Source organism: Streptomyces sp. CA-251387 (assembly GCF_050936625.1).
Taxonomy (GTDB): Bacteria; Actinomycetota; Actinomycetes; order Streptomycetales; family Streptomycetaceae; genus Streptomyces.
Genome location: NZ_JBNJMJ010000001.1, coordinates 5,367,765 through 5,386,303, shown reverse-complemented (window position 1 = coordinate 5,386,303; position 18,539 = coordinate 5,367,765). Strand labels below are relative to the sequence as shown.

15 protein-coding genes are annotated in these 18,539 nt (G+C 71.7%); 6 read left to right on the top strand and 9 right to left on the bottom strand.

The genetic code is table 11. From position 1 onward, the window contains the following. Positions 1 to 81: 81 nt before the first annotated feature. The 3 genes from ACQEV2_RS24105 to ACQEV2_RS24095 all read right to left on the bottom strand — a co-directional run bounded on the left by ACQEV2_RS24105 (position 82) and on the right by ACQEV2_RS24095 (position 2,293). On the bottom strand, positions 82 to 852 hold the full coding sequence (locus tag ACQEV2_RS24105) for a class I SAM-dependent methyltransferase (RefSeq protein WP_433045152.1): 771 nt from the start codon (positions 850 to 852) through the stop codon (positions 82 to 84). A 484-nt stretch (positions 853 to 1,336) separates the two neighbouring features. Then, the gene (locus ACQEV2_RS24100) at positions 1,337 to 1,843 is read right to left on the bottom strand and encodes an EamA/RhaT family transporter (protein ID WP_433045149.1); all 507 of its coding nucleotides are present in this window, start codon (positions 1,841 to 1,843) and stop codon (positions 1,337 to 1,339) included. A 99-nt stretch (positions 1,844 to 1,942) separates the two neighbouring features. After that, entirely contained in the window at positions 1,943 to 2,293 is a 351-nt protein-coding gene (locus ACQEV2_RS24095) for an SH3 domain-containing protein (RefSeq protein WP_433045146.1), read from the bottom strand. A gap of 182 nt (positions 2,294 to 2,475) precedes the next feature. Between ACQEV2_RS24095 and ACQEV2_RS24090 the strand changes: the two genes are divergently transcribed. Further along, positions 2,476 to 4,617 (top strand): serine/threonine-protein kinase, encoded by a 2,142-nt coding sequence (locus ACQEV2_RS24090; protein WP_433045143.1) that lies wholly within the window; start codon positions 2,476 to 2,478, stop codon positions 4,615 to 4,617. A gap of 74 nt (positions 4,618 to 4,691) precedes the next feature. Here the strand turns inward: ACQEV2_RS24090 and ilvD are convergent, their stop codons facing one another. The 4 genes from ilvD to ACQEV2_RS24070 form a co-directional block, all read right to left on the bottom strand. Beyond that, positions 4,692 to 6,545 (bottom strand): dihydroxy-acid dehydratase, encoded by a 1,854-nt coding sequence (gene ilvD, locus ACQEV2_RS24085; protein ID WP_433045139.1) that lies wholly within the window; start codon positions 6,543 to 6,545, stop codon positions 4,692 to 4,694. A 173-nt stretch (positions 6,546 to 6,718) separates the two neighbouring features. Further along, positions 6,719 to 7,345: a TetR family transcriptional regulator gene (locus ACQEV2_RS24080; RefSeq protein ID WP_433045136.1), complete on the bottom strand. Its 627-nt coding sequence runs from the start codon at positions 7,343 to 7,345 to the stop codon at positions 6,719 to 6,721. Further along, positions 7,342 to 8,166 (bottom strand): sugar phosphate isomerase/epimerase family protein, encoded by an 825-nt coding sequence (locus ACQEV2_RS24075; RefSeq protein WP_433045133.1) that lies wholly within the window; start codon positions 8,164 to 8,166, stop codon positions 7,342 to 7,344. Before ACQEV2_RS24075 ends, ACQEV2_RS24080 begins: the two co-directional genes overlap by 4 nt. A 276-nt stretch (positions 8,167 to 8,442) precedes the next feature. Then, complete coding sequence (locus tag ACQEV2_RS24070; RefSeq protein WP_433045130.1) at positions 8,443 to 9,375, bottom strand: Ppx/GppA family phosphatase; 933 nt, start codon at positions 9,373 to 9,375, stop codon at positions 8,443 to 8,445. A gap of 74 nt (positions 9,376 to 9,449) precedes the next feature. Here ACQEV2_RS24070 and ACQEV2_RS24065 point away from each other — a divergent pair, with 74 nt between their 5' ends. Continuing rightward, on the top strand, positions 9,450 to 10,310 hold the full coding sequence (locus ACQEV2_RS24065; RefSeq protein ID WP_433045127.1) for a hypothetical protein: 861 nt from the start codon (positions 9,450 to 9,452) through the stop codon (positions 10,308 to 10,310). A gap of 21 nt (positions 10,311 to 10,331) precedes the next feature. On the opposite strand, the gene ACQEV2_RS24060 is transcribed toward ACQEV2_RS24065, so the two are convergent. Beyond that, positions 10,332 to 12,092 (bottom strand): BACON domain-containing protein, encoded by a 1,761-nt coding sequence (locus tag ACQEV2_RS24060; protein WP_433045124.1) that lies wholly within the window; start codon positions 12,090 to 12,092, stop codon positions 10,332 to 10,334. 274 nt (positions 12,093 to 12,366) lie between these two features. Here ACQEV2_RS24060 and radA point away from each other — a divergent pair, with 274 nt between their 5' ends. Both radA and disA read left to right on the top strand, forming a co-directional pair. Then, on the top strand, positions 12,367 to 13,776 hold the full coding sequence (gene radA / locus ACQEV2_RS24055) for a DNA repair protein RadA (RefSeq protein ID WP_433045121.1): 1,410 nt from the start codon (positions 12,367 to 12,369) through the stop codon (positions 13,774 to 13,776). An 81-nt stretch (positions 13,777 to 13,857) separates the two neighbouring features. After that, on the top strand, positions 13,858 to 14,982 hold the full coding sequence (gene disA / locus ACQEV2_RS24050; RefSeq protein ID WP_433045118.1) for a DNA integrity scanning diadenylate cyclase DisA: 1,125 nt from the start codon (positions 13,858 to 13,860) through the stop codon (positions 14,980 to 14,982). Positions 14,983 to 15,188: 206 nt separating this feature from the next. Here disA and ACQEV2_RS24045 read toward each other — a convergent pair whose 3' ends face one another. Next, on the bottom strand, positions 15,189 to 16,016 hold the full coding sequence (locus tag ACQEV2_RS24045; protein WP_433045115.1) for a hypothetical protein: 828 nt from the start codon (positions 16,014 to 16,016) through the stop codon (positions 15,189 to 15,191). A gap of 710 nt (positions 16,017 to 16,726) precedes the next feature. Here ACQEV2_RS24045 and ACQEV2_RS24040 point away from each other — a divergent pair. Then, positions 16,727 to 17,662 carry an A/G-specific adenine glycosylase gene (locus ACQEV2_RS24040; protein ID WP_433045112.1) on the top strand — a complete coding sequence of 312 codons (936 nt, stop codon included), beginning with the start codon at positions 16,727 to 16,729 and terminating at the stop codon, positions 17,660 to 17,662. A 321-nt stretch (positions 17,663 to 17,983) separates the two neighbouring features. Then, positions 17,984 to 18,523, top strand: a complete 540-nt coding sequence (locus tag ACQEV2_RS24035; RefSeq protein WP_003999062.1) for a SigE family RNA polymerase sigma factor — start codon at positions 17,984 to 17,986, stop codon at positions 18,521 to 18,523. The last annotated feature ends 16 nt before the right edge of the window (positions 18,524 to 18,539 follow it).

Below are 18,539 nucleotides of genomic sequence, written 5' to 3'. Positions count from 1 at the left end.
GTCGAGTGCCCGTGACTGCCCGGGCCTGCAGGTCGCCTGCCCTCTCGCGGCTCGGCGTTGCGCCGACGGGTGCAGATGAGGTCAGGGGGTGGGGGCGACGAGGAGGTCCACGTCGTAGGTCTCTTCGATGATTCCGTCCGGGAAGGTGTTGAGGAGGAGCCGCTTCTCCTCGGCGAGGAAGGCGGTGCTCGCCTCGGTGCCGTGCACCAGGAAGATCGAGTGGCTGCCGATGTTCGCCAGATGGGTGTCGATCGGGACGCGGCGGCTCCAGCGGACCTTGCGGCGGGCGAAGGTGAGGCGGCCGGTGGGGTCTGCCAGGGCTGCTCGGGCACCGCTGGCGTTCTGCTCGACGGCGGGGTGGGTGCCGAAGCGGCGCTCGATGCGTTGCGCTTGCGCGGCGTGCCAGGGGATGTCCAGCGGGGTGGTGTTCCACCACAGGGCGAGCGCGCCGCCGGGGCGCAGTACGCGGAGGGCCTCCGGTGCCGATCGGGTGGGGTCGGTCCAGTGCCAGGCCTGGGCGTAGGTGATGAAGTCGGCGGAGGCGGTGGCCACGGGGAGGGCGTTGCCGTTGCCGCGGACGATGGGTATGTCGGGGTGGGTTTGGCGGAACTGGGCCGCCATGCCGTCGCCGGGTTCCACTGCGAGGACGTCGGCGCCTCGTCCGCGGAGGAGGGCGGTGGCGATGCCGGTGCCGGCGCCCACGTCGATGACGCGCGCGCCGGGGAGGGGGCGGTCGGCGAGATCCTCGATCGCGTCGAAGAGGGCGGGTGGGTAGGAGGGGCGGTTCGCGGCGTACTGGGCTGCGGCGGCGTTGAAGGAGCGGGCGCGGGCGGTGTGGGAAGGGGCCGTCATACGGTCATGGTGGCGGCTGGTTGGTGCGGTGTGCCTCCGGCGGTTGAGCCGAGGGTGCGTGCGGGTGGTGGGGGTGCGCGTTCATGCCTGCGGCGCCTGTGCGGGTGAGGTGGGGGTGCGCGTAGCGCCTACGGGTCGGTGGGTGGGTCGGGGCCGCGCCGGGGGGTGTCCGTCCTCGGACCGGCGGCCGGACTTAGGCCAGGAGGTACCGCGTGTTGACGCCGGCCACTGCGGGCGGACACCCCCCGACACGTCCCCTTCCCGCCGTACGCCCCCGCGGGCCCGCGGGGGCTTGCGTCTCGGCACGCGGTCAGCCGCGCCTCTCGGCCCCGGTCCAGGCAATTTCAGCCCGTCCGGCGTTTGAGGACGAGGCCCCTTCAGGGCCGAAGTGGGGGTCTGGGGGCCGCAGGCCCCCAGCAGGGCCACGCCGACGCCGGAGTGTCGGGAAAGCGACGCGCGGGGTGGTTCGGCCCAACCGACGGAGTCACCCCGTGCGGCGGCGCTTCTTTGAGGGGTTGCCTGTGCGGCGGGTGGTGCGGTTCTCGTGTTGTTTGCGGGCCGCCTCGTATTCCTCGCGGTGGAGTTTCTCGCCAGGGGCCTCGGTGAGGGAGCGGAAGAAGTAGGCGAGGAGGGAGCCGACGAAGCCGATCATGAGGAGGCTGCGGAGGCTGGCATGGCGGTGCGGGTCGGGGCGTTTGGTGAAGCCGTCCCAGGTGTGGCGGAAGGCGAGGGCGCTGCACACCGCGAACATCACCACCACCAGGACGGTGACGAAGCTGCCGACGGCGGCGATCTGGATGCCCTCGTAGGCGAAGCGCAGGACCAGGCAGGAGGCGGCCGCGGTGACGAGGGAGCCGGCGGCCACCCCGATGCGGCGGGCGGTGTAGCCGCCCGTGTGGTCGACCCAGGTCGTGCCGAAGAAGCGGAGGGGCTCGGGGCGGGGGCCCGTGGAGCCCGCGGGGGTGTCCGGGGTGCCGTTCTTCTCGCTCACGCGTCGATTATGGCTCCGGTGTGGCCGCGGGCTCCGTACGGGTTTCCGGCGGACCCGGGTCGGTCTCGGTCCGATCGGGTCAGTCCGGATCAGTCCGGGTCAGGAGCAGCGCGGGCGGACGTAGCCGTCGCTGCCCGTGTTCACGTAGGCGTCCGAGACGTACTCGCCGTTGTCGATGTTGTCCCAGATGTTCGACGTGCCGTAGGGGCCGGCCACCGTCGTGCCCGGTGTCTGGCAGTAGATCGGGATCATGGCGCCCTCGGGCAGGACGCGGACGATGGAGTACTGGGTGCCGGGGCCCCGGCGGACGTTCAGGCGGACGCCCGGCGCGACCGGGTAGTAGCGCACCGCCGTGGTCGTGACCGCCGTGGCCGCCAATGTCGTGACGGCGTCCTCGCCGACCTCGGCCTCTGCGGCTCTCTCGACCTCTTCAGCGCGGTCCAAAGACATGAAAAACCTCCCCCGTTGATCCCCATGACGCCCATGGGGTCCCGTTGATTCCCCTAAATCACGCCACGCACACATGTGCGTGTTGGGAACACGGAGGCTAGCAAGCCGCCTCTGCCTCGCACGAGTCATCGACTAGGCTCCGTGCGTCGCGCGCGCGGACGAACAGCACGGGGGTGGTCCCAATGGCGCCACAGCAGAACGCCGGAGGGGGCGCGGAAGCGGAACTTCCGGAGTACGCCGGTCACTACCGCCTGGAGTCGCACCTGGGGTCCGGTGGCATGGGCGTCGTACATCTGGCGCGGAGCACCTCGGGCATGCAGCTCGCGGTGAAGGTCGTGCATGCGGAGTTCGCGCGGGATCCCGAGTTCAGGGGGCGCTTCCGGCAGGAGGTGGGCGCGGCGCGCAGGGTGAGCGGTGCCTTCACCGCGCCCGTGGTCGACGCCGATCCGGAGGCCGAACGACCCTGGATGGCCACGCTCTTCATCCCCGGGCCGACACTCTCCGACCATGTGAAGCGGAACGGTCCGATGGAACCGGCGCAGCTGCGGCGGCTGATGGCCGGGCTGGCGGAGGCGCTGCGCGACATACACCGGGTCGGCGTGGTGCACCGGGATCTGAAGCCGAGCAATGTGCTGCTCGCCGACGACGGGCCGAAGGTCATCGACTTCGGTATTTCTCGGCCAAAGGACAGCGAACTGCGGACCGAGACCGGGAAGTTGATCGGTACGCCGCCGTTCATGGCACCCGAGCAGTTCCGGCGGCCGCGGGAGGTCGGGCCGGCTGCCGACATCTTCGCGCTCGGGTCCGTCATGGTGCATGCGGCGACGGGGCGGGGGCCGTTCGACTCGGACAGTCCGTACGTCGTCGCCTACCAGGTCGTGCATGACGAGCCGGACCTGGCCGGCGTACCGGGGAATCTGGCGCCGCTCGTGCTGAGGTGCCTCGCCAAGGAACCCGAGGACCGGCCTACGCCCGACGAGTTGATGCGGGAGCTGCGGTCGGTGGCGGCGTCGTACGACACGCAGGCGTTCATTCCGGCGCAGCGGGCCAGTGAGAAGCCGCCCGAGTCGGAGCCGGATGCGGAGTCGGAGTCCGGGTCTGGGTCCAGGTCCGGGTCGGGGTCCGGTGGCGAGGAGCGGTCCGGGAGGTCGGGCGGGAGGCGTCGGCGCAGGCTGATCGCCCTCGGGGCCGGGGCCGTCGGGCTCGCCGCGGTCGTCGCGCTGGCCTCCGTGCATCTGCTCGGCGGTGCGGACCCGACACCGAAGCGGGAGGGCGCGCGGACCACGTCGGCCGGGTTCGGCGCGTGGACGGCGGCACCGGCGCCCAAGAAGGGTACGCCCCACTGTTCGTACGGTGCGGGGAAGGTGCTGTGCGCCCGTACCGGGCTCCTCTTCGCGCTCGACCCGCTGGACGGCCGGCTGCTGTGGCGGCACCCCGTCGACACGTCGGACGTGAACGGGCCCCCGGCCGTGGCGGGCGGCCTCGTACACGCGTCATCGGGGCAGGGCAGCCGGCTGGAGGCGCTCGATCCCGCTACGGGCAAGGCGCATTGGCAGCGGAACGTGCCCGCGTACGACGGGCTGGCGACCGTCGGCGGCATGCTGCTGCTCACCGGCGCCGACGGCACGGTCACCGGGGTGGAGGGTGCTTCGGGCGACACGAAGTGGACCCGAAGCCTGCCGGGGCACCAGATGCCGTACTTCGTCTCGTTCGCCGGAGATCCACTGGCGTACACGACGAGCACGTCCGACGACGGGTCGAGCACGCGGGTCACCGCGGTCGACCCGGCCACGGGTGATGTGCGCTGGGACGCCCGGCTGGACGGGACGCTGGAGCTCGTCGGTACGTCGGACGGGTCGGCCTTCTTCGTCTCCGTCGAGGGCGTCTACAGCGAGACGCGGGCCGTCGTCCGCTACTCCCCCGCGGACCGCACGTCGAGGCGGGTGTCGCTGCCCCTGCCTCTCCCGCAGGCGCACGGCACCGTGCGCGGGAACGTCGTCTACCTCATGGGCGGCGACGGTTCGCTGGTCGCCGTCGACGTGAAGGCGCGCAGGCAGCTGTGGAGTCTGCAGACGTCCGTGCTGCGGACGTCGTCGCCCGTCACCGACGGCCGCCATGTGTACGTCACGGCACCTGACGGCCGGCTGCTCGCCGTGGACGCCCGGGGCGGCAGCCTCCTGGGCCAGACGCCGCCCCGGCTCGGCGCGGAGGACCGGCTGTCGCCCGACCTGCCCGAGCCCGTGCTCGGCGATGGCCGTGTCTATGCGGCCGCCCCCGACGGCACCGTCTCCGCCGTGGACGCCCGCGACCCGTCCGCCTGGTGACAGGCAAAGAGGCCGCCTCCCGAGGAGACGGCCCCTGCGATACGAGCGTCAGCCCGGCATCGTGTGCCGGCGGCTCAGCCCAGCTTGGTCACATCCCGCACCGCGCCCTTGTCGGCGCTGGTCGCCATCGCCGCGTACGCCCGCAGCGCCGCCGACACCTTGCGGTCGCGGTTCTTCGGGGCGTACGCCCCGTCCAACGCCTGCTCACGGCGGGCGAGTTCCGCCTCGTCGACGAGTAGCTCGATCGAGCGGTTCGGGATGTCGATGCGGATCCGGTCGCCGTCCTCGACGAGGGCGATCGTGCCGCCGGACGCGGCCTCCGGGGAGGCGTGGCCGATGGACAGGCCCGAGGTGCCGCCGGAGAAGCGGCCGTCGGTGATCAGGGCGCAGGTCTTGCCGAGGCCGCGGCCCTTGAGGAAGGACGTCGGGTAGAGCATCTCCTGCATGCCGGGGCCGCCCTTCGGACCCTCGTAGCGGATGACCACGACGTCCCCGTCCGTCACCTGCTTGTTGAGGATCTTCTCGACGGCCTCCTCCTGCGACTCGCAGACGACCGCCGGGCCCTCGAAGGTCCAGATGGACTCGTCGACGCCGGCCGTCTTGACCACGCAGCCGTCGACGGCCAGGTTGCCCTTGAGGACCGCGAGGCCGCCGTCCTTGGAGTACGCGTGCTCGACGCTGCGGATGCAGCCGCCCTCGGCGTCCTCGTCGAGGGCCTCCCAGCGCTCGGACTGCGAGAAGGCCTCCGCCGACCGGACGCAGCCGGGGGCGGCGTGCCACAGCTCGACGGCCTGCGGCGAGGGCGACCCACCGCGCACGTCCCAGGTCTTCAGCCAGTCCGCGAGGGACGGGCTGTGGACGGCGTGCACGTCCTCGTTGAGCAGGCCGCCGCGGTGCAGCTCGCCCAGCAGGGCCGGGATGCCGCCGGCGCGGTGCACGTCCTCCATGTAGTACGTGCGGTCCTTGGCGACGTTGGGGGCCACCTTCGCCAGACAGGGGACCCGGCGGGAGACCGCGTCGATCTCGTTGAGGCCGAAGGGGACACCCGCCTCCTGGGCCGCCGCCAGCAGGTGCAGGATCGTGTTGGTGGAGCCGCCCATCGCGATGTCGAGGGCCATCGCGTTCTCGAAGGCCGCGAAGGTGGCGACGTTGCGCGGGAGGACCGTCTCGTCGTCCTGCTCGTAGTAGCGGCGGGTGATGTCCATGACCGTGTTGGCCGCGTCGACGTACAGCTGCTTGCGCGCGGTGTGCGTGGCCAGCACCGAGCCGTTGCCGGGCAGGGAGAGCCCGATGGCCTCGGTCAGGCAGTTCATCGAGTTGGCCGTGAACATGCCGGAACACGAGCCGCAGGTCGGACAGGCGTTCTCCTCGATACGGAGGATGTCCTCGTCCGAGATCTTGTCGTTCACGGCGTCGGAGATCGCGTCGACCAGGTCGAGCGTGCGGACCGTGCCGTCGACCAGGGTGGCGCGGCCGGACTCCATGGGGCCGCCGGAGACGAAGACCGTGGGGATGTTGAGCCGCAGGGCGGCGTTCAGCATGCCCGGGGTGATCTTGTCGCAGTTGGAGATGCAGATCAGGGCGTCGGCGCAGTGGGCCTCGACCATGTACTCGACCGAGTCGGCGATCAGGTCGCGGGAGGGCAGGGAGTACAGCATGCCGCCGTGGCCCATCGCGATGCCGTCGTCGACGGCGATCGTGTTGAACTCGCGCGGGATGCCGCCCGCCTCACGGATCGCCTCGCTGACGATCCGGCCCACCGGCTGGAGGTGGGTGTGGCCCGGGACGAACTCGGTGAAGGAGTTCGCGACGGCGATGATCGGCTTCCGGCCGATGTCCGCACCGGGTACACCGGAGGCGCGCATAAGGGCGCGGGCGCCCGCCATGTTGCGGCCGTGGGTGACTGTGCGGGACCTCAGCTCGGGCATCGTCGCTCGCTCCTTCAGAGAGTGCGATCAGAGACTTCTGACTGCTAACGAGCGTACGCCGGTCTTCCAGGGGTCGGGACGGGGTGTCCGGAATGCGGGACGCATGTCTCGCGGAACAGCCGACCGCAGCTGTCCACAGCCGCCGTCAGCGATCCACAGCCGTCGTACGTGCGTCAGCGGCCGGTGAGATGTCCCTGCACCACCGGCGCCACCCGCGCGATGATCTGCTCCACGTCCGCCGACGCGATCGGCTCGATCTTGATGACGTACCGCATCATCGCGATGCCCACCAGCTGGGCGGCCGCCAGCTCGGTGCGCAGCTCCGCGTCCGGCGCGTCGATCTCGCCGGCGATGCGGCGCATCAGCTGGGCGGAGACGAGACGGCGGAACACGGCTGCCGCGGCCTCGTTGTTGACGGCCGACCGGACGATCGCGAGCAGCGGCTTCCGCGTCACCGGGTTCTCCCAGAGACCGAAGATCACGCGGGTCATGCGCTCGCCGACATCGTCCAGAGGGCCTTCCAGGACGGCGTCGCGCACCTTCAGGGCGGGGGCGAACGCGACCTCGACGGAGGCCTCGAAGACCTGCTCCTTGGTGCCGAAGTAGTGGTGCACCAAAGCCGAGTCGACCCCGGCCGCCTTGGCGATGCCGCGCACGGACGTCTTGTCGTAGCCGCGCTCGGAGAACTCCTCGCGGGCCGCGTTCAGGATGCGGTCGCGGGTGTCGGCGGATTCCGTACGAGGGGGCCGGCCGCGGCGTCGGGAACCCGCCCCGTCCCGGCCCGACGTGGTGTCGGTCACGGTCGGGGCACCTTCACCGCCGAGGCCAGATGCAGCCGCGTGAAGGCGAGGGCCTCGGCGAGGTCGGCCTCACGTTCGGCGCTGGACATCGCGCGGCGAGTGTTGACCTCGATGACGACGTGGCCGTCGAAGCCGTTCAGGGCGAGGCGCTCCAGCACCTCCGCGCAGGGCTGGGTGCCGCGGCCGGGGACGAGGTGCTCGTCCTTGGCCGAACCCCTGCCGTCCGCGAGATGCACGTGGCCCAGCCGGTCCCCCATGCGGTCGATCATGTGCAGCGCGTCGGTGCGGGCGGTCGCCGTATGGCTGAGATCGATCGTGAAGTGACGGTAGTCGTCCTTCGTCACGTCCCAGTCGGGGGCGTACGCGAGCATCTCGCGGTCGCGGTAGCGCCACGGGTACATGTTTTCGACGGCGAACCGCACATGCGTCTCGTTCGCCATGCGCCAGATACCGGCGACGAAGTCGCGGGCGTACTGGCGCTGCCAGCGGAACGGCGGGTGGACGACGACCGTGCTCGCCCCCAGCTTCTCGGCCGCCGCCTGGGCGCGCTGCAGCTTGGTCCAGGGGTCGGTGGACCATACGCGCTGGGTGATCAGCAGGCAGGGGGCGTGGACGGCGAGGATCGGGATGCGGTGGTAGTCGCTGAGGCGGCGCAGCGCCTCCATGTCCTGGCTGACCGGGTCGGTCCAGACCATGACCTCGACGCCGTCGTATCCGAGGCGCGCGGCGATCTCGAAGGCCGTCGCCGTCGACTCCGGATAGACGGAGGCCGTCGAGAGGGCGACCTTCGCATCCGGGATGCGCACCACTGGTTCTGCCACGAAGGACAGAGTACGGGGCGGGGCTGGAGGCCGGGGAATGGATGGGTGTTGGCTCGCCATGGAGGCGTGGGGGTGGTCAGTGGCGCGAACTGGGCATATGCCGCGGGGGTGGAGTGGGGCCAGGGTTGACAGTGTGGCGGGGTTCACGACGCCCCCGGAGTGGACGCGGACCCGCCGGGGGCCGCGCCCCCAGACCTCCCCTTCGGCCCTGAACGGGCCTCGTCCTCAAGCGCCGGACGGGCTGAGATCGCCTGGCCCAGCGCCGAAAAGTGGCCGTCAGTCCACCGTCATGTGATCCAGCTTCCGCAGGATCACGCCCTCCCGCAGCGCCCAGGGGCAGATCTCCAGCGCCTCGACGCCGAACAGGTCCATCGCCCCCTCGGCCACCAGCGCCCCCGCGAGCAGCTGCCCCGCGCGACCCTCCGAGACGCCCGGCAGTTCCGCCCGCTGGGCGGCGGTCATGCCTGCCAGCCGGGGGACCCAGGCCTCCAGGGACTCCCGCTTCAGGTCGCGCTGGACGTAGAGGCCCTCGGCGGAGCGGGCGGCGCCGGCGAGGCGGGCCAGTTGCTTGAAGGTCTTGGAGGTGGCGACCACGTGATCGGGGGCTCCGAAACGGCTGAATTCGCCGACCGTGCGGGCGATCTGGGCGCGGACGTGGCGTCGTAGCGCCCGTATGTCCTCCGGCTCGGGCGGATCGCCCGGCAGCCAGGCGGCGGTCAGCCGACCCGCCCCCAGCGGCAGCGACACCGCCGCGTCCGGCTCCTCGTCGATGCCGTACGCGATCTCCAGGGAGCCGCCGCCGATGTCCAGCACCAGCAGCTTCCCGGCCGACCAGCCGAACCAGCGCCGGGCGGCGAGGAAGGTCAGCCGAGCCTCCTCCTCGCCGGTGAGAACCTGCAGCTCGACCCCGGTTTCGTCCTGCACGCGCGCGAGGACGTCATCGGCGTTGCTGGCCTCCCGCACCGCGGACGTCGCGAACGGAAGGACCTCCTCGACACCCTTGTCCTCGGCGGCCTGCAGCGCCTCATGGACGACGCCGATCAGTTTGTCGACACCCTCGGAATCGATGGCGCCACTGTCGTCGAGGAGTTGGGCAAGGCGCAGCTCCGCCTTGTGCGAGTGCGCGGGCAGCGGGCGCGCGCCCGGGTGCGCATCCACCACCAGGAGATGCACCGTGTTGGATCCAACGTCGAGGACACCGAGTCTCATGTACGGAACGCTACTGCCACCTGGGCGGTCCTCCGTCCTCGAAGGCGCAGGTACGGACGCCGTACCCTGGATCCGTGCCAAAGACGAAAAAGGCGAAGAACGACAAGACGGCCAAATCCGCCACGGGTTCTTCGCAGGCGAAGGCAGCCACGAAGTCGAAGCGGCCCGAGAAGGGCTCCCCGGAACCGGACGAGAAGGGGCTCGACTTCGCGCGCGCATGGGTGGAGTTCCCTGATCCGGCGGACGACGAGCAGGTTTTCCGCTGTGATCTGACATGGCTGACCTCCCGTTGGAACTGCATCTTCGGCAGCGGCTGCCAGGGCATTCAGGCGGGCCGCGCGGACGACGGCTGCTGCACGCTGGGCGCGCACTTCTCCGACGAGGACGACGAGAAGCGGGTCGCCGAGCATGTGGCGAGGCTCACGCCGGAGATCTGGCAGCACCATGACGAGGGCATGGAGCACGGCTGGATCTCGGAGGACGAGGACGGCGACCGCCAGACCCGCCCGTACCAGGGCTCGTGCATCTTCCAGAACCGGCCCGGCTTCGCCGGCGGCGCGGGCTGCTCGCTGCACATCCTCGCCCTGAAGGAGGGCCGCGAGCCGCTGGAGACCAAGCCGGACGTCTGCTGGCAGCTGCCGATCCGGCGGACGTACGACTGGATCGACCGGCCCGACGACACCCGGGTGCTCCAGGTGTCGATCGGCGAGTACGACCGCCGTGGCTGGGGCCCCGGCGGCCACGACCTGCACTGGTGGTGCACGTCGGCGACCTCGGCGCACGGCGCGGGTGATCCGGTGTACGTGTCCTACCGGGCGGAGCTGACCGAGCTGATGGGCAAGGCGGGTTACGACCGCCTGGTCGAGCTGTGCGAGGCACGGCTGGCGTCGCAGCTGCCGCTGCTGGCACCGCATCCGGCGGATCCCGTGGACTAGGTGAAGCGGGAGGCCGGCGCGCTAGGACGCCGACAGGGTCGGTTCGCCGCTGCCGCCGGGCGGTGGCGAGCTCCCCGGGGCGGACGGTGAGGGGTCGCCGGCCGTGGGGGACGGGTCGGGCGACGAGGGCGGCGGCTCGCTGGGCATGGGGTCGGGCGGGGCCGAGGTCGTCGGGGTCGGATCGGGGCCGGAGGACGAGGGCGGGGGGCTGCCGGGGTCGGTCGGATCGCCGGGGTGGGTGGGATCGGTGGGATACGGGTCCGGGCCGTGCCCCGGGTCGGAGGGGCTGGGGGCGGTGCCGTAGCCCTCGATGGAGACGACGGCGCCGGCGGGTGAGATCGCCACGCGCGCGCTCCAGTGCCCGGACGGCTCGCGCAGCTGGTCGACGTACACCTTGATCGTCAACGACTCGCCGGGCGCCAGGGTTCCCGCCGACCGGCTCAGATAGAGCCAGTGCGCGCCGGTGGTCGCGGACCAGCGCACCGGCGTGCGCCCCGTCGCCGTCAGGGTGACGAGCGTGGTGTCGCCGCTGTGGCCGGCCGTCACCTCCAGGTGACCGGTGCCGTGCGCGCCGCTGACGCCGATGACCTCCACCGAGACGTCCGGCTTGCCGCGGCTGCCGAAACGGCCACCTCGTTCGGGGCTCGCGTTGCCGGCGTTCTCGTAACCGCCGTCCGCCGTCTCTCCGTCGAGGCTGCCGGGGCCGTGCGCCTCGCTCGCGCTGGCCGAGTGGCCGTCGACACCCTCGCCGGTCGGGGTGCCCCGGTAGGCGGCCCACAGGGCGAGGACCGGGGCGGCGACGACGGTGGCGACGACGGTCGTGGTGACGGCACGCGCGCGTAGCCGGTCCCTGCGGGCGGCGCGGTCCTTCGGGTCCATCGGGAAGCCGCGCCGGTCGAAGCGCGGCACGGCGACGCCCCGCGCGCGCGGGTGGTGCGCCATGGCCGTGTGCAGGGCCGCGCGGGGCGCCTCCAGGACGGGCAGCTCGGCGGGGGTGACGGTCGCGCCGGGCCACCTGCCCGGGACCGCGCGCTCGGCGGTGCGACGGCAGCGCGGGCAGTCGTCGACGTGCCGGACGAGCTCGCGGCGCAGGGCCGTGCTGAGCACGAGCTGGTTGTCGCCGGTGAGCCGGGTGACGCTCGGGCAGGCGCCGGTCTCGACGACGGCGAGGGCCGCACGCGTGCGCTCGACCTCGCAGGCGGCGGAGGCGAGCAGGTCGCGGGCGGCGGCCAGGTCCATGCCGAGGACGGCGGCGACTTCGTGGGCGGCGAGGTGGTGGCGTACGGCGAGTTCGAGGGCCTCGCGCTGCTCCGGGGTGGTGCCGGCGGCCTCCGGCCAGGCCAGCAGGGCGAGTTCGCGGCGCCGCTGTTCCTGGACCTCCTCGGAGACGGGCGGCCCCGCGGACTGCGCCGCCGTCTGCCGATGGGCGCCGTGCCGGCCCGCCGCGTGGCTGCTCTGACGTTTCTGCTTGGCCTCGGCCAGCTTGCGCAGACACGCCCAGCGGGCCAGCGCGTACAGCCAGGGCCGCCGGTCCGCGGCGGCCTCCGGAACGCGCTGCCCGCGCCGCTCGGCGAGCGCCAGGGCGTCGCCGAGGGCGGCGGTCGCGGCGTCGTGGTCGCACAGCACGGACAGGCAGTAGGTGAACAGCCCGTCCAGATACGGCTCGTAGCGCGCGGGCGGCCGCTGCGCGACCGTACGCGCCGTCGCGCGATCACGCGCCTCCCGGTGCGCTCGATGGGCGCCGGCGGTGCGGGTCGAGGTTTCCGGACTGCTGCTCATCATTGGTGGACCGTAGGGGGCCTGAGGTGGCGCCTTCTTGCCGCTTGAGCGGTTTTAATCCATACGGGTGAAACGATCCCTCAATCGGGGACGGGAGCCCCGGATTCCGTGGCTTGTGCATGACGAGTTCGGTCGCTTGCGCATGAGGAATTCGGTGGCTTGCACATGCGGAGTCCGGTGGCTTGCGTATGACGAGGTGGCCATACGGCGGCCCGGAAGCGGTGGGTGCATGCGCGGCCGTACGGCGTTGTCAGTGGGCTCGGTTACGGTTCTTCGCATGGCTGCCCGTACCAAGACCACGAAGGACCGCCCGTCCTACCGCTGCACGGAGTGCGGCTGGCAGACGGCCAAGTGGCTCGGCCGCTGCCCCGAGTGCCAGGCCTGGGGGACGGTCGAGGAGTACGGCGCGCCCGCGGTCCGTACGACGACGCCGGGGCGGGTGACGACGTCGGCGCTGCCCATCGGCCAGGTCGACGGACGGCAGGCGACCGCGCGGCCCACCGGCGTGCCCGAGCTGGACCGGGTGCTCGGCGGCGGTCTGGTGCCCGGCGCCGTCGTCCTCGTCGCGGGCGAACCCGGCGTCGGCAAGTCCACGCTGCTGCTGGACGTGGCGGCCAAGTCGGCGAGCGACGAGCACCGCACGCTCTATGTCACCGGCGAGGAGTCGGCGAGCCAGGTCCGGCTGCGCGCCGACCGCATCGGCGCCATCGACGACCACCTCTATCTCGCCGCCGAAACCGATCTGGCCGCCATCCTCGGCCACTTGGACGCGGTGAAGCCGTCGCTGCTCATCCTCGACTCCGTACAGACCGTGGCCTCCCCGGAGATCGACGGGGCGCCCGGCGGCATGGCCCAGGTCCGGGAGGTGGCCGGTGCCCTCATCCGGGCCTCCAAGGAGCGCGGGATGTCCACCCTCCTGGTGGGCCATGTCACCAAGGACGGCGCCATCGCGGGGCCGCGGCTGCTGGAGCATCTGGTGGACGTGGTGCTGCACTTCGAGGGTGACCGGCATGCCCGGCTTCGACTGGTTCGCGGGGTCAAGAACCGTTATGGGACGACCGATGAGGTCGGCTGCTTCGAACTGCACGACGAGGGCATCACGGGCCTTACCGACCCAAGCGGACTTTTCCTGACCCGTCGTGACGAACCGGTCCCCGGCACCTGTCTGACCGTCACCCTGGAGGGCCGCCGCCCCCTGGTCGCCGAAGTCCAGGCGCTGACGGTCGACTCACAGATCCCGTCCCCGCGCCGCACCACCTCCGGTCTGGAGACCTCGCGCGTCTCGATGATGCTGGCCGTACTGGAGCAGCGGGGCAGGATCAGCGCGCTCGGCAAGCGGGACATCTACTCCGCGACGGTCGGCGGAGTGAAGCTCTCCGAGCCCGCGGCCGACCTCGCCGTCGCCCTCGCCCTGGCCTCGGCCGCCAGCGACACCCCGCTCCCGAAGAACCTCGTCGCGATCGGCGAGGTGGGCCTCGCGGGCGAGGTCAGACGGGTCACGGGCGTGCAGCGCAGGCTCGCCGAGGCGCACCGGCTGGGCTTCACGCACGCGCTTGTACCGGGCGACCCGGGCAAGATCCCCGCCGGCATGAAGGTGCTGGAAGTGGCCGACATAGGGGACGCCCTCCGGGTCCTTCCGCGCTCGCGTCGGCGAGAGGCCCCACGGGACGAGGAGGACCGCCGGTAGACTTTGCCCAGGTCTCGCCCGTCCGTACGAACCGAGTGTGCGAAACGGGAGCGCCCCAGAACCTGCGACCGGAGGAGTGCAGTGGCAGCCAACGACCGGGTAGCAGCTCCCGGAAAGTCCGGTGGGAGTGCCGGTTCCGATGGCCTGATGCGCGCCTCGCTGAGCGCGGTGGCTCCCGGCACGGCCCTGCGTGACGGACTGGAGCGCGTGCTCCGCGGCAACACCGGCGGGCTCATCGTGCTCGGCTTCGACAAGACCGTCGAGACGATGTGTACGGGCGGGTTCGTCCTGGATGTCGAGTTCACGGCGACGCGCCTGCGGGAGCTGTGCAAGCTGGACGGCGGCATCGTGCTGTCGTCCGATCTGTCGAAGATCCTGCGGGCGGGTGTGCAGTTCGTGCCCGACGCGACGATCCCGACGGAGGAGACGGGCACGCGGCACCGTACGGCGGACCGGGTCAGCAAGCAGGTCGGCTTCCCCGTCGTCTCGGTCTCCCAGTCGATGCGGCTGATCGCGCTCTACGTCGACGGGCAGCGCCGCGTCCTGGAGGACTCCGCGGCGATTCTGTCCCGCGCCAACCAGGCCCTGGCGACCCTGGAGCGCTACAAGCTCCGCCTGGACGAGGTCGCGGGAACGTTGTCAGCGCTGGAGATCGAGGACCTGGTGACGGTCCGCGACGTCTCGGCGGTGGCCCAGCGGCTGGAGATGGTGCGGCGTATCGCGACCGAGATCGCCGAGTACGTCGTGGAACTGGGCACGGACGGGCGGCTTCTGGCGCTGCAACTGGACGAGTTGATCGCGGGTGTGGAGCCCGAGCGCGAGCTCGTGGTGCGCGACTACGTCCCCGAGCCGACGGCCAAGCGGTCCCGCACGGTCGACGAGGCGCTGTACGAGCTGGACGCGCTCACGCACGCGGAGCTGCTCGAACTGCCGACGGTGGCACGGGCATTGGGGTACACGGGGTCTCCGGAGGCGCTGGACTCGGCGGTTTCTCCGCGGGGCTTCCGGTTGCTGGCCAAGGTACCGCGGCTGCCGGGGGCGATCATCGACCGGCTGGTGGAGCATTTCGGCGGGCTGCAGAAGCTTCTGGCTGCCAGCGTGGATGACTTGCAGACCGTGGACGGGGTTGGCGAGGCCCGGGCGCGGAGCGTGCGGGAAGGGCTTTCGCGGTTGGCGGAGAGCTCGATTCTGGAGCGGTACGTCTGAGCCAGCGGCCATGGCGAAGGTGCCCGGCGTTGCGGCTGCGGGCTGGGTGTGGCGCAGCGCGGCGCTAGCGGTGTGATGCCGTCTGGACGACTGGCCGTTGGCAACGCCGGTACGTCCAGTACGCCAATGCGGCGCGGGGAACTGCGCGACCAGCCACGACTGAGCGGGAGACAGCGGACGGCCGTCACGGCCTCCCAGCAGAGCGCTCAGTCGTTCTCCAGCACGAACGACGTCTGCGCCGTCCCGAAGCCCGGTGTCTTCGCCTCCACCAGATACGTCCCCGGCCCGGCCGTGCCCCCGGAAGGCGTCGCGCACTGGGGGGCGCTGGCGTTGCGGTCCCACTTCACCGTGTACGTGATGCTGGAGCCGGCGGGCACTCGGAACGGCAGGCTGCCGGCGACCTTTGGGCAGTCGGCGGAGGACCAGAAGTCGTCCTCGGCGCCCGCCTGAGTGATCGTCACCACCGCGTTCTTCGGGCCGAGGTCGACCTTGCAGTCGTAGGTGGAGGAGTTCGTCGCGGTCAGCAGCAGGGCGGGCGTCTCGCCGGGCTCGTACGCGTTGTGCAGGCTCCGCACGGCCAACTTGACCTGTCCCGCGATGCAGTTGGGCAGCGTGGAGCCCGCCGCGACCGTGTCGTCCACGCCGACACCGCTGCCCGAGCCGCCACCCGCGGATCCGCTGCCCGAGCCGGCCGACCCGCCGGAGTCCCCGGAGCCGCTGCCGTCCCCGGACCCCGTGCCGGACCCGGAGCCGTCGCCGGACCCGCCGGAGCCCCCACCACCGGTCGACTCGTCGCGCCCGCCCGGCGCCTGGCTGATCGCCGGACCCGAGCCCGACGGACCCGGCGTGATCGTCGAAGGTGCGGGATTCTTGCCGTCGGATCCGTCCGCGTTGTTCTTGCCGCCCCCGCCGCCCGACGCGACCACCCAGGTGATCAGCAGCGCCAACAGGGCGACCACAGACAGCAGTACGGCCCTCCGTCGCCAGTAGATGGAGGAGGGAAGCGGCCCGACCGGATTGCGCAGAGATCCCACGGCGCAAACTGTACGAGAGATCGGCGCGTTAGCTTGCTCCACCCGCCGCCGAGGGCCGCAACTTTTCCGGATCATCATCCCGGACATCACCCGGCGGCGGCCGTTCCACCCCTGTCTTCCGACCATGGACTTCGAGGGCGCGGAGCTGTACCGCGACATCACCGACTACGCCCACGACACTCCAACGCGGGTACAGCACACGGCCGAGACAGGGACGGAGGCCTGACTGCTGCTGCTCGCCGCGCTGTTCGTCACCAGGTGGTGGCGAGCCAGACGCGACAGCTCCCGCGCGTTCGCGATCGCGGCCCTTGCACCTCTGGCCACGGCTGTGGCGTACGTCCGCGGTGAGCTCCTCAAGTCCGTTGTCACACGGAACGTCCGTGCCGCGCGGTGCCGGAAGCGACCGCCCCGCCCGGCGTCTGCCCGCCACCCGGTGAGAACGCCCCGCCGCCGGGCCACGGCGACCGCGGCGGCGAGCACCACCAGACCTGCCGCCTGCTGCCACAGGGCACGCGGCTCGTTCGTCCCGAGCCGGTCGGCCGTGAGCGCCGACGCCACGAGCCGGGGGGGCGGGGCATCACTGCTGCCGATCGTCAGGTGCGGCGCGACTTCTTGGAGAGGGCGGAGGTCTGGCGCCCCGCAGCCACAAACGCACCGGCACCGCCACCTACCCACCCCGCCGCCCCCAACATGGCAGGATCGGAAAGGCCATGACTGCGCCCACGAAGCCCCAGCACTGCCACCCCACCGACGCCGACTCCGAGAGCCCCCTCGGTCAGCCACTGCACAGCCTTGTCATCGACTGGTTCGACGAAAACGCCCGCGACCTCCCCTGGCGGCGCCCCGAGGCCGGCCCCTGGGGGGTGATGGTCAGCGAGTTCATGCTGCAGCAGACGCCCGTGAACCGCGTCCTGCCCGTCTACGAACAGTGGCTGTCCCGCTGGCCCCGCCCCGCCGACCTCGCCAAGGAAGCCCCCGGCGAGGCCGTCCGCGCCTGGGGCCGGCTCGGCTACCCGCGCCGCGCGCTGCGGCTGCACGGTGCCGCCGTCGCCATAGCGGAACGGCACGGCGGCGACGTACCGACCGACCACGCCCAGCTCCTCGCGCTGCCCGGCATCGGCGAGTACACGGCCGCGGCGGTCGCCTCCTTCGCCTACGGCCAGCGGCACCCCGTACTGGACACCAACGTCCGCCGGGTCTTCGCCCGCGCCGTCACTGGCGTGCAGTACCCGCCGAACGCCACCACCGCGGCCGAACGCAAGCTGGCCCGCGCCCTGCTGCCCGACGACGAAGACATCGCCGCGCGCTGGGCCGCGGCCTCCATGGAGCTCGGCGCGCTGGTGTGCACCGCCAAGAACGAGTCGTGCCACCGTTGCCCGATCGCCGACCGGTGTGCCTGGCGGCTGGCCGGTAAGCCGGAGCACGACGGGCCGCCGCGCCGCGGGCAGACGTACGCCGGTACCGACCGCCAGGTGCGCGGCAAGCTGCTCGCCGTGCTCCGCGAGGCACACGGGCCCGTTCCGCAGGCGGCCCTCGACCGGGTGTGGCACGAGCCGGTGCAGCGCGCCCGCGCCCTGGACGGCCTCGTCGCGGACGGTCTGGTGGAGCCGCTGCCGGGCGGGGCGTACCGACTGCCGCTGACCTGACGAACCTGACGCACCGTCACATCACAGCTTCGGCGCCTGTGTGACAGCGAACAGACAGCAGCCGTACGGCCGTCGCACGGTCACCACCCCAACAAATCACCCCATACTCACCTCAACCCGACCTCCGTTTTGTCCCTTTCCTGATTCCGTTACACAACCGACGGACAGCCGAGCGCTAGCCGAAGGCTGCTTCGGACAGGCCCGTGACAACGCCTCCGTAGCTTCATTTCCGTACCCGACAGACGGGGACGACTACGAAGCACAGGCAGTGAAACCGACGGCGAACAGACCGGCGGACACGGGGAATCGGAGGCGGTCAACATGGCGCAGGGCGAGGTGCTCGAGTTCGAGGAGTACGTCCGCACCCGGCAGGACGCGCTGCTGCGCAGCGCCCGCCGACTGGTCCCGGACCCGGTGGACGCGCAGGACCTGCTGCAGACGGCGCTGGTGCGGACGTACCACCGCTGGGACGGCATAGCGGACAAGCGGCTCGCGGACGCCTACCTGCGCCGCGTGATGATCAACACGCGGACCGAGTGGTGGCGGGCGCGGAAGCTGGAGGAGGTGCCGACCGAGCAGCTCCCGGACGCCTCGGTCGACGACTCCACCGAGCAGCACGCGGACCGCGCCCTGCTGATGGACATCATGAAGGTGCTCGCACCCAAGCAGCGCAGTGTCGTGGTGCTGCGACACTGGGAGCAGATGTCCACGGAGGAGACGGCCGCCGCCCTCGGCATGTCGGCCGGAACGGTCAAGAGCACGCTGCACCGGGCGCTCGCCCGGCTCCGCGAGGAGCTGGAGTCCCGCGATCTGGACGCACGCGCGCTGGAGCGTGAGGAGCGGGAGCGTTGCGCGGCCTAGGCACGACGGCGGGCGG

Coding starts and splice junctions, on each gene's coding strand:
- ACQEV2_RS24060 (WP_433045124.1), bottom strand. CDS start 12,092: ATGATGAGCAGCAGTCCGGAAACCTCGACCCGCACCGCCGGCGCCCAT.
- ACQEV2_RS24095 (WP_433045146.1), bottom strand. CDS start 2,293: ATGTCTTTGGACCGCGCTGAAGAGGTCGAGAGAGCCGCAGAGGCCGAG.
- ACQEV2_RS24070 (WP_433045130.1), bottom strand. CDS start 9,375: ATGAGACTCGGTGTCCTCGACGTTGGATCCAACACGGTGCATCTCCTG.
- ACQEV2_RS24105 (WP_433045152.1), bottom strand. CDS start 852: ATGACGGCCCCTTCCCACACCGCCCGCGCCCGCTCCTTCAACGCCGCC.
- ACQEV2_RS24035 (WP_003999062.1), top strand. CDS start 17,984: ATGGCGCAGGGCGAGGTGCTCGAGTTCGAGGAGTACGTCCGCACCCGG.
- ACQEV2_RS24090 (WP_433045143.1), top strand. CDS start 2,476: ATGGCGCCACAGCAGAACGCCGGAGGGGGCGCGGAAGCGGAACTTCCG.
- radA (WP_433045121.1), top strand. CDS start 12,367: ATGGCTGCCCGTACCAAGACCACGAAGGACCGCCCGTCCTACCGCTGC.
- ACQEV2_RS24040 (WP_433045112.1), top strand. CDS start 16,727: ATGACTGCGCCCACGAAGCCCCAGCACTGCCACCCCACCGACGCCGAC.
- ilvD (WP_433045139.1), bottom strand. CDS start 6,545: ATGCCCGAGCTGAGGTCCCGCACAGTCACCCACGGCCGCAACATGGCG.